This is a genomic window from Microbacterium sp. Leaf161 (assembly GCF_001423645.1).
In the GTDB taxonomy this organism is placed as follows: domain Bacteria; phylum Actinomycetota; class Actinomycetes; order Actinomycetales; family Microbacteriaceae; genus Microbacterium; species Microbacterium forte.
In genome coordinates, this window is record NZ_LMOW01000001.1 from 2,308,790 (window position 1) to 2,320,402 (window position 11,613).

Genomic DNA, 11,613 nt, shown 5'->3' on the forward strand with positions numbered 1-11,613 from the left:
CAGTCTATTCGCCGCAGATGGCGGGTCAGAGCGCGGGGACGGCCTCGTCTGCGGCGGGAACGGCCTCGTCGACTGCGGGCGCAGTCTCGTCGACGGGAGCGGTCTCTTCTTCGACCGACGGCTCGGCCGGAGGAGCCGTCTCCACCGGAGCGGAGGGCTCGACGGGCGCGGCCGGTTCGGGAGCCGGGGTCTCGGGAGCGACCTCTGCGTCGGGGGCCTCGACGGGAGCCACGGGGGCGGCCTCGTCCGGTGCAGCGGGTGCGGCCTCGTCCGTCGGCTCCGGTGCAGGCACGACCGTGTCGCCCGGGGTCGGGACCGCGGGCGCGTCCTCGGCGGGATCTTCGGCCGGCGCACCGCAGGCAGGCGCGAGCAGGACGGATTCGAGGGTGACCCCGAGCGCTGAGAGACTCGTGGTGACCGGCAGGACCGGACCGGCCTCCGTCACATAGTGGATCTCGACGGTCGCGCCGAGGATGATCTGCACGAGTCCGGGGCGCAGCTCGATCGTGCCGGTTCCGGCGTCACTCAGCGATGTGCTGTCGGCACCGCCGTGACTGCCACCGAGCAGGGCCTCGATGTCGGCACCTGCTTCACCGGACACGTCCAGGGTCACATAGGTGATGGCTCGAGCGTCGAGACACAGGTCGGCGAGGGTGACCACGATTGGGGTCGTGGGGACCGCCGGTTCGCCGGGGTTCTCTTCTCCGGGGGTTTCGCCGCCGGGGTTCTCTTCTCCGGGGGTTTCGCCGCCGGGGGTCTCTTCTCCGGGGGTTTCGCCGCCGGGGGTCTCTTCTCCGGGGGTTTCGCCGCCGGGGGTCTCTTCTCCGGGAGTTTCTTCACCGGGAGTCTCTTCTCCGGGGACATCGTCTTCCGGAGCCGGCTTCGATGTCTCGACCTGAGCCGACGGCGCGACGATAGCGGGCGCGATGTCCTCGGCCGGCTCAGGGGTGACGGGCGCCTCAACCGGCGGCGTGACCGGTTCGGGTTCGGTCTCCGCATCGTCGACGATCGGCGTCTTCTCGTCGGACATCGATTCGTCGGGTCCGACATCGGCACTGATCGACGAGGAGTCGCTGTCGCCGGCACTGGGCAGCGATGCCGCTGGTGACGCGCCGGTGAGGCTCGGGATGATGGTGGCAGCCGCTACGACACCCGCGACCACGAGAGCGGCTGAGCCAGCGCCCACGAGCGCGCCGACACCGCTGAAGATGCCGCCGCTGGTCGCACCACCGGCTCCGCCGCCTGCTGCACCGCCGCCTGCTGCACCGCCACCGCCCGTCGTACCGCCGCCTGCTGCACCGCTCGAGGACGCGGCTGTCGCGCCTCCCGCGACGACGACCGCGCCCTCGGTGATTCCCGAAGGCATGGCCGCGAGCGCGACGATCGGGGTGCCGCCGCCCTGCAGCGTGGCGAGATAACCTGCGGAACCCGTGATGCCGAGGACGAGCGGGAGCAGCACGAGCGCCAGCCGCTTCGACACGTCCTTGGCCTCAGCGGCGACGATCATGCAGCGTGCGCACTCTTCGAGGTGCTGCTCGAGACGGTTGTGGTCTCGATTGCTGAGGTTGCCGCGCGAGTAGGCGCCCAGATGCTCGATGGTCCACTGGCAGTCGGAGCCCGCGGCTGCGCTGCGGAGATGGGCCTGGATCCATGCTTCGCGAAGCCCTTCGCGCGCGCGGAACGCGAGCTGCGAGACGGCGCCCGCCTTCATGCCGAGCAGGGTCGCCGCCTCCTGCGGCTTCATCTGCTCGATCTCGGTGTACCAGAGCACCTCCTGCCAACGGGAGGGAAGGCTGCGGAACGCCTGCGCGGTCAGGCTGCGATCGAGGGCCTCGTTGGCCGCCTGGTCGGTGCTGTCGGGGTCGGCGACGCTGTCGAGCTCGTCGATGGCCGACTCGCGGCGAGAGCGGCCCCAGGCCGCGGCGGTGTTGCGGATGCTCGTGAACAGATACGCGCGGAACGAGCCGTTGGGCCCGCCGCCCTTGACGATCGCCTGATAGATGCGGGTGTAGGACTCCTGCACGAGATCGTCCGGGTCGATCGACGACGTGATCGACCGGGCGACGGACATGCCGGAGGGGTAGTGCCGCCTCCAGAGTTCGCCGAAGGCCGCTGCGTCACCCGAGCGGGTGCGCAGGACGAGATCGGCGTCGGCGATCGTTTCCTCGTGCGAAGTGCTGTCCTGATCCATGTCATCCATCTGTCGTGGAGCGCGGGTGCGCCTCCACATGAAGAGACGCGTGAACCCCATTTTCATCACGCGCCGTCTCCCATTCTCTCTCCAATCTCCCAGGCTTGCCACCCCTTCCGAGAAACCGGCCGCGAACTGCCTGCCCCGATAAAGTCCTGGTCACGCGCAGATCGATCGATTCTTGAGGACAACCTCAAAAAAAGATCCGGGGAACCGCGTAATGAATCGGCATCGCCTTCGTCTCATCAGGTGAGACAGCCATGGGGCTCCACCGGGGGGCGGAGCTCAGGCGCTGGTGCAAGGGGTAAGTGCACCGGCATGGCGGGTCGGGCACCTCGGGGGAGGAGCGCTCGACCCGCCAGCTCTCGCGCAGGGGAGGGAAATGTGACAGGGCCGCCGATCTGGGGAACGGCGGCCCTTCACCCACTTCGGCGGCGTGGCGGCAGAGCACCTCTGCACTTCGATTCGCTCGCGGCGTCGGATCGCGCGACATCGGGTCGCTCGACGTCAGGCTCGCGACATCCGACTACGGGCGATCGCCCACCCACACGCGCACAACCTGCAGCTGCGCGTCCAGAAGCACGGCGTCGGCGACGTATCCGACCGCGAGGCGGCCGAGTCGGTCACCATATCCGATGGCGGCCGCCGGAGTCTCGGTGAGAGCGCGCACGGCCTCCGCGAGTGGCGCCCCTGCAGCGGTCGCCCTGCGCAGCGCGTCGTCCTGAGTGAGGGTCGACCCGGCGATCGAGCCGGTGTCGTCCGCGCGCGCTATGCCGTCTTCGACCGTGACGCTCACGGCGCCCAGGTCGTAGTGGCCGTCGGCACTGCCCGCGGCAGCCATGGCGTCGGTGACGAGCGCCACGCGGCCGGGTGCCGAGTCGAACACGAGCTTGATCACGTGCGGATCGAGGTGAACGCCGTCGGCGATCACCTCGAGCACCACGCGACGGTCGCCGGCCGCGGCCAGCACCGGCCCTGGCGCGCGATGGTGGATGCCGGGCATGGCGTTGAATGCGTGTGTCAGCACGGTCGCGCCTGAGTCGAACGCGGCGACCGCTGTCTCGGCATCCGCGCTCGTGTGCCCCACCGCAGCAACAGCGCCGGCGTCGACGATCAGCCGGACCGCGTCGAGGCCACCGGGCAGCTCCGGCGCGATCGTCACCTGCCGGATCGTGCCGCGGCCGGCATCGAGCAGTCGAGCGACATCGTCGCGCGCCGGAGCCAGCAGCAACGACGGCTCATGTGCTCCGTGGTGCGCAGGGTCGAGGAACGGTCCCTCCAGATGCGAGCCGAGGATGTCGGCATCCGTCTCCATCAGGTCGGCGATCTCCGCGACGCGCTGCGCGAGGGCGTCCACCGGCGCGGTGACGAGCGAGATCACCGATCGCGTGGTGCCGTGAGAACGGTGCAGAGCACGAGCCGCGCGGATCGCCTCCGCGCCGTCGTCGAATGAGGCGCCCGCGCCGCCGTGGCAGTGGATGTCGATGAAGCCGGGCGTGAGCACGGCATCCGGTCCGGCGACGACGGTCGCATCGACGACCTCGTCTGCCCTGCTCCACGACTGTCCGGTTCCGACGGCGACGACCCGGCCGTCTTCCATCCGCACCCAGGAGTCTGCGACCTCGGTGCCGTGGTCGATCAGCCGGGCAGAGTGGATGACGAGCGATCCTGTCGCTGCGGAATCGGTGGTCATCGTTCGCTCCAGGGGATCTCGGCTGCGGGGTGGAAATCGACGCCTTCAGCCTTCCACAGCGGGGCCAGCCCGCCGAGCCGTCTGCGGAACGACTCCCAGTCTCGGCCAGAAGCGCTCTGCGGCGACCAGGCGACCTCGGCGTGGGCGGCGGCCCGCGGGAACACGAGCTGCTCGACATCGCTGAGGCTGCGGGTCGTCTCGCTCCACAGCGGAGCCTCGATGCCGAGGATCGCGGCCTCAGGCACGTCGAGCGCTGCGGTCGGTTCCCATTCGTATGCCGTGCGGACGTCGATGATCGCGGCCCAGGTCAACCCGAGCGGGAAGTCAGCGGAGTACTTCATGTCGAGGTAGGCGACGTCGGCGGTCGACATGATGAGCGCGCCGCCGCGCTCGACGAAGTGCGCGGCCTCCGCGGCATGCGATCCCTCGGGCGTGGTCTTGCCCCAGTACTGGCCGATCGTGCCCTCGGCGATGTCCTTCGCCGCGCCGACCTCGTGCCACGCCAGGGGGATCTTGCCCTCCTCGAAGACGATCGCGGTCGCGCGCTCGACGAAGTGATCGAAATCGGCCTGCGGGGTGCCGAGCGACTCGTCTCCGCCGATGTGGATGAACGGACCGGGTGTCATCTCGGCGAGCTCCCGCACCACGTCGCGCACGAACTCGTACGTGCGCTCCTCGTGGATGCGGACGCTCGAGTGTCCGACGCCCCACCCGAGGTAGGGCTCGCCGGCCACGGGGAGCGGCTGACCGAGGCGCGCCGATTCGGCGATCAGGCTGTCGTTCATGACCGGGTCCTCGACGAGCTCGGGATACGCGACGCCGATGGCGTGCGTGTGGCCGGGAAGGTCGATCTCGGGGATGACGAGCATGTGCCGCTCGGCCGCATAGGCCACGATCTCGCGATAGTCGTCCTTCGTGTAGAAACCTCCGGGATCGCCGAGCGATGCGGTCGATGACGCGAGTTCGGTGAGCTTGGGCCATGAGTCGATCTGGATGCGCCAGCCCTGGTCGTCGCTGAGGTGCAGGTGCAGATGGTTGAACTTCAGAGCGCTGGTGCTGTCGATGAACTTCTTGACCTCGGCGACGTCGAAGAAGTGCCGTGTGACGTCGAGCATCACGCCGCGGCGCTCGAATCGCGGCGCGTCCGTGATCTCGGCGTGCAGCAGCGCCCACCCCTCGTCGCCGTCTCGGAGCAGCTGCAGCAGAGTCTGCACCCCGTAGAAGAGTCCTGCCTCGTCGCCGCCGACGACCTCGACGGAGCCGGCGACCGTGAGCGTGTAGCCCTCGGGGGCGACGGCGGGGTCGACGCGCAGCACGATCGCCGAGGTCGGGTCTGTCGTGTCCGTGGAGTGGGAGAAGCGGATGCCGCTGCGTCGCTCTGCGGCATCGATCAGCTGCCGCGCGGCCGGCGAGTCACCGATGACTCGCGTGCTCTCGGAGACGGGCCACCGACCGTCGCCGGCGACGGCGGAGGAGGGGAGGGGAACAAGGGGCATGGAATGGGGAAGGACCATGAACAAAACCTACCCTGCGCCGAGTCGGCAGCACAGGGAAATCCGCTATGCTTTCTCACGTCGCGACTGGCGTCTGGGTGGACTACCACCGGGGAGCGACTGACCACGGAATTCGACCGCGCGCCTGGGCCGATAGGTATACCCCTTCGAATCCGTCGTCAGAGGAGCAAGTCATGACCGATCGTTACTTCAACGCCCCGCTCGCCGAGGTCGACCCCGAGATCGCACAGGTTCTCGACCGCGAGCTGAAGCGTCAGCAGACGTTCCTCGAGATGATCGCATCCGAGAACTTCGTCCCCGTCTCGGTGCTTCAGGCGCAGGGTTCGGTGCTCACCAACAAGTACGCCGAGGGCTACCCCGGACGCCGCTACTACGGCGGCTGCGAAGAGGTCGACGTCGCCGAGTCACTGGCGATCCAGCGTGCCAAGGACCTCTTCGGCTCGGAGTTCGCCAACGTCCAGCCGCACTCGGGAGCATCGGCCAACGCCGCCGTGCTGCACGCGATCGCCCGCCCCGGCGACACACTGCTCGGCCTCGCTCTCGACCAGGGCGGCCATCTGACGCACGGCATGAAGATCAACTTCTCAGGCCGCCTCTACGACATCGTCGCCTACGGAGTGGACCCCGAGACCTCGACGATCGACATGGACGAGGTGCGTCGCCTCGCGGTCGAGCACAAGCCCAAGGTCATCATCGCCGGGTGGTCGGCCTACCCCCGCACTCTCGACTTCGCCGCGTTCCGTGCGATCGCCGACGAGGTCGGCGCCCTGCTCTGGGTCGACATGGCGCACTTCGCCGGCCTCGTCGCCGCAGGCCTGCACCCGAACCCGGTGCCGCACGCACATGTCGTCTCCTCGACCGTGCACAAGACCATCGGCGGACCCCGTTCGGGCTTCATCCTGACGAACGACCCGGAGATCGCGAAGAAGATCAACACGGCAGTCTTCCCCGGACAGCAGGGCGGCCCGCTCATGCATGTGATCGCCGCCAAGGCGACCGCGTTCAAGCTCGCAGGCACCCCCGAGTTCAAGGAACGCCAGGAGCGCACGCTGCGCGGAGCTGCGATCCTCGCCGAGCGTCTGTCGCAGCAGGATGTGCAGGATGCCGGCATCGGAGTGCGCTCCGGCGGCACCGACGTGCACCTGGTGCTGGTCGACCTTCGTGAGGCGGAGATCGACGGCAAGCAGGCCGAAGACCTGCTGCACGACATCCACATCACGGTGAACCGCAACGCGGTGCCCAACGACCCTCGTCCGCCGATGGTCACCTCGGGCCTGCGCATCGGAACTCCGGCACTCGCGACCCGCGGTTTCGGCGACGCCGAGTTCACCGAGGTCGCCGATGTGATCGCTCTCGCGCTGCTGCCCGGGGCTGACGTCGAGGCGCTCCGTGCTCGTGTCGACGCGCTCGCCGCCGTCTTCCCGCTCTACCCGGACCTGCAGCAGTGAACGCGAAGATCCTCGACGGAAAGGCGGCGTCAGCCGCGATCAAGGCCGAGCTGACCGAGCGTGTCGCCGCACTGAAGGCGAAGGGCATCGTCCCGGGCATCGCGACCGTGCTGGTCGGTGCCGACCCGGCATCCCAGCTCTACGTCGGCATGAAGCACCGTCAGTCCGAGGCGATCGGAATGAACTCGATTCAGCGCGAGCTGCCGGCCGACGCCACCCAGGCCGACGTCGAAGCGCTGATCGACGAGCTCAATGCCGACCCGGAGTGCCACGGGTACATCGTGCAGCTGCCGCTGCCGAAGCACATCGACACGGATGCGATCCTCGAGCGGATCGACCCCGCGAAAGATGCCGACGGCCTGCACCCGACCAACCTCGGCAGGCTCGTGCTCAACGTCAACAGCCCGATCCACACCCCGCTGCCGTGCACGCCGCGCGGTGTGATCGAGCTGCTGCTGCGCAACGACTACGACCTCACGGGCAAGCACGTCGTGGTCGTCGGACGCGGGGTGACCATCGGTCGTTCGATCGGGTTGCTGCTGACGAGGCGTGACCTGAACGCGACGGTCACGCTCACGCACACCGGCACGGTCGACATGCCGCGCTACCTGCGGGAGGCCGATGTCATCGTCGCGGCTGCGGGGGTGAAGCACCTCATCCGTGCGGAAGACGTCAAGCCGGGAGCCGCCGTGCTCGACGTGGGTGTGACGCGTGAGGTCGACCCTGAGACGGGCAAGAACAGGGTCTTCGGAGACGTGCATCCCGATGTCGCAGAGGTCGCGGGCTGGGTCTCGCCCAACCCCGGCGGCGTCGGCCCGATGACGGTCGCGCTGCTCATGACCAACGTCGTAGAGGCGGCCGAGCGGCTCGTCTGAGCCGACGGGCTGTCCAACCGCAGAACCTCGGAGAGGTCGCAGGGAGTCCACGGATCCCTGCGACCTCTCTGCACATCTGCAATGCGGCGCGGATGCCGAGGCTCCGCCGTGGGGCCGTCAACCCAGTTCGTCGAGCATCCGACGCTGTTCGGGGGTGAGCCCGTCGGAGAGTTCCGCGCGCGCTTCGGCGGTGGCGGGTGACTCCGCGGAGGGGGCGGTGGAAACGGGCGCAGACTTCTTTCCCGAACCCGAGACCTTCGCCTGCACGACGTCGTACAGGTCACTCGCCTTCGCGCGGAGCCTGTCGTCGACCTGGTCGTAGATCATCCAGCCGAACAGCAGGAAGAGCGGGGGAAGCGCGTAGCTCCAGAATCCGGAGGCTCGGACGCCGCTCAGCCAGACGACGGCCACCCAGATGACGAGCTCGACGAGGTAGACGAGGACGTACTGCACGACCTTCTCTCCGGTCTTCGTGCGGTCGGCGGCGGACTTGGCCGCGGCCTTGCGGAACGCGCCGGTGAGCAGCGGCTTCACGAAGAGCGCCGCAAGGGTGAGGACGACCGCGGCCCAGAGCGCGTTGAATCCTACCGAGACCCCGGCGGACAGCAGGCCGATGAGCAGCAGGACCGCCACGTTGAACACGTAGAGCGCGGCGAATCGGACGATTCCGTTCTTCATTTGACCAGAATTCCACACTCTCGGGTGCCGCGGCATCTCCGATGGCGCAGACGGATCAGCGTGCAGGAAAGGCGCGTTCGACCGCATCCACCACCGCGCCGTAGACCGAGTCCCACGGAACCAGCGGGGGAGTCACGCCGGCGAGCTCGAGGCTCACAGCGCCGTGCACCTGTGCCCAGACGGTGAGGGCGGCGGTCGCTACGTCCGGCTCGTCGACGCGTGCCGCAAGTGCGCGCATCAGCGGAGCCATCGCCGTGCTCATGGTCGCCTCGTCGGGTCGGCAGTCCTCGGTCGCCACGCCCCCGCCGAACATCAGGCGGTAGAGCGCAGGGTTGGTCATCGCCCATGACCGATAGGCGAGTCCGAGCGCGCGCAGCCCCTCGGACTCGGCCGCAGCCTGCGCCTCACCGAACGAGGCGAAGCCGTGCTCGATGACGGAGACGAGCAGCTCGGCCTTGCCGCCGAACAGGGCGTAGACGGCCGAGGTCGACGTGCCGGCGTTCTGTGCGATATCGCGCAGGCTGATGCGCTCGGGCCCCTTGTCGTCGACCATCTCGGCTGTCGCGGCGAGCAGACGATCGCGCAGAGCGTCGTCGTACAGAGGAGGTCTTGCCATGCGATCGATCCTATCGTAACGTTGTTGCATAACGCAGTTACATAACGACGTTCCAAGGAGTGGCTCATGGCTCAGCAGGTCTTCCCCGGTCGATTCACCGCGGCCCCCGACCGATCGGATGTCACGGTCTTCCTGATCGGGATGCGTGCCAACCGCTGGTGGCAGCTCGGCAAGGTGTGGTGGACCGCCAGCAAGATGCCGCCGATGCTGCAGCACCTCGCGACCCATCCGGACGCGGGGATGCTCGGTGCGCACAGCTGGTTCGGGCGCACGACGATCCTGCTGTCGTACTGGGAGAGTCCGGAGCACCTGCAGCGATTCGCGGCCGACCGCGATGCGCCGCATCTGCAGCCCTGGCGGGACTTCATGCGGACGCTGCAGGGCACGGGAAGCGTGGGCGTCTGGCATGAGACCTACCAGGTGCCCGTCGCCGACCTCGAGGCGGTGTACGTCGACATGCCGGCATTCGGGCTGGCGGCGGCCACGGCGCATGCGCCGGTCGGCTCCGGGACGAAGACAGCGCGCCAGCGACTGGGTCGCTGACGCGCTGCTCTCGCGAGGGGTCAGGCCTGCGGGTGCAGGCTGCTCTCGATGTTCGTGATGCGCGCCTGCTCGTCGAAGCGGAACGTCGCGGTTCCTGTCGCATCGGCGACCGTGGCGCCCGAGAAGGCCTCGTCGGACCAGGTGAGGTTCCACCCGGCGAGGCGCGCGGCATCCCACACGGCCGTGCGGGCGTCGGGCAGAGCCACGGTCGAGAGGATGCGAGGGAGGACGATCGCGGCGGAGGCGACCGTGAGCGGCGGGAGCGGTGCATCGAGCAGGAACACCGCGTAGGTGCCACCGCCCACCGGAGCCAGGTAGTAGGGGGCGCGGCCGGTGAGCTCGACGGCCACCGTGCCGACGGTGTGGGCGGCGGCGGCGATCCACTCGGCGTCGCCCGCGGCGTCGGCGGGGAAGGGGAGCTCGGTCTCGCTCAGCTCGACGATGCCGTGCTGGACGCCGTAGTCGCGGAGCTGGGCTGCGACGCCGGCAGGGTCGCCCTGCGGGTGCGCCCACGCCCAGAGCAGCGATCGCGGCCCCGGAGCGATCGTCGCGACGAGGTGGGCGCGGGCGACGAGCTGGCGCGCGGAGTCGGCGTTCGACGTGAAGGTCAGCGTTCCGGCGGCCATGTCGGCATCCCAGCGGTTGTCGCCGAGGTCCTCGAGGGCGGTGGCCAGGGAATCCTGACGGAGGGCGGAGAACAGTGCAGCACGGTCTGCGAGCGGCTGGAGCGCGGCGAAGGTCATGCCCACAGTCTCGCCCGGATTGCTATGAATCCGCCAACTCCTCCTGTGCGGAGAGGGCACCTGCCGGCCGACCCATGCGCCACACGCTGGGCACGATCAGCGTTGCGACGGCGATCGACGCATAGAGGATCGCCGAGGTGACGAGCACCGTCTCGACGTCGCTGTGGGTGATCAGCCAGCCGTACACGAGAGTGCCGATCGGCATCACGACGTAGCTGCCGAGCATGTCGTAGCTCGAGACGCGCGAGAGCTTGTCTCCGGGGATGTTCTCCATCATCGCGAGATTCCAGCCGGTGCTGAAGAGCTCGACGCCGGCACCCGCGATGAACGCGGCGATCGCCAGGAGGACCACGGCCGGGTGCACCCCGAGAACAGTCAGGGGAATCGCGAACGCGGCCATGCCGATCATCCCGTAGCGCAGCGGTCGCTTCAGGGGCAGCCACATCAGGATGAGGGTCATCAGCAGGATGCCGACGCCTTCGGCGCTGACGACCCACCCCCAGCCCGCGATGCCGAGTCGCTCGTCGTTCTTCGCGATGTACGGGCCGACGACACCCCACGCCCCGATGTGGATCGCGTTCATCACCATGAACGCGATCACGATGACCCAGAGCCACGTGCGGCTCCAGAACTCCTGCCAGCCGACGCGGAGGTCGTGGAACATCGTGGTCCCGCCGCCGTGATCGGGTGGCGGCAGCCGCACCATCGCGAGAACGGGGATCGCGATGACCCATCCGATCGCCTGCACGACCATCGCCCAGGCGGGCCCTGCGGTGGCGACCACGATGCCCGCGATGATCGGCCCGCCGATCGTCGTCGCCGAGCGCACGAACGAGAGCATGGCGTTGGCCTGCTGCAGGTGCTCAGCAGAGGTCAGCTGCGGGATGATGCCCTGCATCGCCGGCAACACGAACGCGGTCGATGCGCCGTTGACGACAGAGAGCAGCGCCAGCAGCGGAACCGTGGCCGTGCCGGTGAAGAGCAGCGCGGCCATGACCCCGACCGTGATGATGTCGATGACGTAGCAGGACTGGATGATCAGCGCGCGCGGGAGCCGGTCGGCTATCACCCCGCCGAACAGCAGGAACACGATGTTGCTGACAGTGAAGGCAGCCAGCACGAGCGACAGCGATCGCGCATCGTTGTCGATCTCCAGCACCGCGAAGGCGAGAGCGATCGACGACATCGAGCCGGCGATCAGGGTGATGGCTCGGGCGAGGAAGAACCAGCGGAATCCGCGGTCCTGCATCGCGGCGAGGGCGCGGATCATGACGGCGCCTCGCTTCTCTGCATCCGTCAATCCTGCCACGCC

General features: G+C 68.7%; 10 protein-coding genes and 1 riboswitch. Of the genes, 3 read left to right on the forward strand and 7 right to left on the reverse strand.

Features of this window, described 5'->3' with window-relative positions:
• Positions 1–25: 25 nt before the first annotated feature.
• From ASF87_RS11010 to ASF87_RS11020, 3 genes are all read right to left on the reverse strand, one after another.
• Positions 26–2,191 carry a sigma-70 family RNA polymerase sigma factor gene (locus ASF87_RS11010; RefSeq protein ID WP_162238688.1) on the reverse strand — a complete coding sequence of 722 codons (2,166 nt, stop codon included), beginning with the start codon at positions 2,189–2,191 and terminating at the stop codon, positions 26–28.
• Positions 2,192–2,717: 526 nt separating this feature from the next.
• Positions 2,718–3,884 (reverse strand): N-acetylglucosamine-6-phosphate deacetylase, encoded by a 1,167-nt coding sequence (nagA, locus tag ASF87_RS11015; RefSeq protein WP_056375875.1) that lies wholly within the window; start codon positions 3,882–3,884, stop codon positions 2,718–2,720.
• Positions 3,881–5,398 (reverse strand): family 20 glycosylhydrolase, encoded by a 1,518-nt coding sequence (locus tag ASF87_RS11020; protein WP_082508840.1) that lies wholly within the window; start codon positions 5,396–5,398, stop codon positions 3,881–3,883. The genes nagA and ASF87_RS11020 overlap by 4 nt, the downstream gene beginning before the upstream one ends.
• Positions 5,399–5,450: 52 nt before the next feature.
• Positions 5,451–5,535, forward strand: a riboswitch (ZMP/ZTP riboswitch).
• Between the two features lie 36 nt (positions 5,536–5,571).
• Here ASF87_RS11020 and glyA point away from each other — a divergent pair.
• Both glyA and ASF87_RS11030 read left to right on the forward strand, forming a co-directional pair.
• The gene (gene glyA / locus ASF87_RS11025) at positions 5,572–6,846 is read left to right on the forward strand and encodes a serine hydroxymethyltransferase (protein ID WP_056375879.1); all 1,275 of its coding nucleotides are present in this window, start codon (positions 5,572–5,574) and stop codon (positions 6,844–6,846) included.
• Positions 6,843–7,721 carry a bifunctional methylenetetrahydrofolate dehydrogenase/methenyltetrahydrofolate cyclohydrolase gene (locus tag ASF87_RS11030; protein ID WP_056375882.1) on the forward strand — a complete coding sequence of 293 codons (879 nt, stop codon included), beginning with the start codon at positions 6,843–6,845 and terminating at the stop codon, positions 7,719–7,721. Before glyA ends, ASF87_RS11030 begins: the two co-directional genes overlap by 4 nt.
• A 117-nt stretch (positions 7,722–7,838) precedes the next feature.
• Here the strand turns inward: ASF87_RS11030 and ASF87_RS11035 are convergent, their stop codons facing one another.
• Both ASF87_RS11035 and ASF87_RS11040 read right to left on the reverse strand, forming a co-directional pair.
• A complete protein-coding gene (locus tag ASF87_RS11035; RefSeq protein ID WP_056375884.1) occupies positions 7,839–8,399 on the reverse strand; it encodes a hypothetical protein in 561 nt (186 codons plus the stop codon).
• A 55-nt stretch (positions 8,400–8,454) separates the two neighbouring features.
• Positions 8,455–9,015: a TetR/AcrR family transcriptional regulator gene (locus ASF87_RS11040; RefSeq protein WP_235558926.1), complete on the reverse strand. Its 561-nt coding sequence runs from the start codon at positions 9,013–9,015 to the stop codon at positions 8,455–8,457.
• A gap of 66 nt (positions 9,016–9,081) precedes the next feature.
• Between ASF87_RS11040 and ASF87_RS11045 the strand changes: the two genes are divergently transcribed.
• Complete coding sequence (locus ASF87_RS11045; RefSeq protein WP_042539338.1) at positions 9,082–9,558, forward strand: DUF4188 domain-containing protein; 477 nt, start codon at positions 9,082–9,084, stop codon at positions 9,556–9,558.
• Positions 9,559–9,578: 20 nt separating this feature from the next.
• On the opposite strand, the gene ASF87_RS11050 is transcribed toward ASF87_RS11045, so the two are convergent.
• Positions 9,579–10,301 carry a DUF6882 domain-containing protein gene (locus tag ASF87_RS11050; RefSeq protein WP_056376464.1) on the reverse strand — a complete coding sequence of 241 codons (723 nt, stop codon included), beginning with the start codon at positions 10,299–10,301 and terminating at the stop codon, positions 9,579–9,581.
• A 22-nt stretch (positions 10,302–10,323) separates the two neighbouring features.
• Complete coding sequence (locus tag ASF87_RS11055; protein WP_056375886.1) at positions 10,324–11,571, reverse strand: MFS transporter; 1,248 nt, start codon at positions 11,569–11,571, stop codon at positions 10,324–10,326.
• Between the last annotated feature and the right edge of the window lie 42 nt (positions 11,572–11,613).

Bases quoted from the DNA above. Each gene is read 5' to 3' on its own strand.
- ASF87_RS11010 (WP_162238688.1), bottom strand. From the start codon at position 2,191: ATGGATCAGGACAGCACTTCGCACGAGGAAACGATCGCCGACGCCGAT.
- nagA (WP_056375875.1), bottom strand. From the start codon at position 3,884: ATGACCACCGATTCCGCAGCGACAGGATCGCTCGTCATCCACTCTGCC.
- ASF87_RS11020 (WP_082508840.1), bottom strand. From the start codon at position 5,398: ATGGTCCTTCCCCATTCCATGCCCCTTGTTCCCCTCCCCTCCTCCGCC.
- glyA (WP_056375879.1), top strand. From the start codon at position 5,572: ATGACCGATCGTTACTTCAACGCCCCGCTCGCCGAGGTCGACCCCGAG.
- ASF87_RS11035 (WP_056375884.1), bottom strand. From the start codon at position 8,399: ATGAAGAACGGAATCGTCCGATTCGCCGCGCTCTACGTGTTCAACGTG.
- ASF87_RS11040 (WP_235558926.1), bottom strand. From the start codon at position 9,015: ATGGCAAGACCTCCTCTGTACGACGACGCTCTGCGCGATCGTCTGCTC.
- ASF87_RS11045 (WP_042539338.1), top strand. From the start codon at position 9,082: ATGGCTCAGCAGGTCTTCCCCGGTCGATTCACCGCGGCCCCCGACCGA.
- ASF87_RS11050 (WP_056376464.1), bottom strand. From the start codon at position 10,301: ATGACCTTCGCCGCGCTCCAGCCGCTCGCAGACCGTGCTGCACTGTTC.
- ASF87_RS11055 (WP_056375886.1), bottom strand. From the start codon at position 11,571: ATGATCCGCGCCCTCGCCGCGATGCAGGACCGCGGATTCCGCTGGTTC.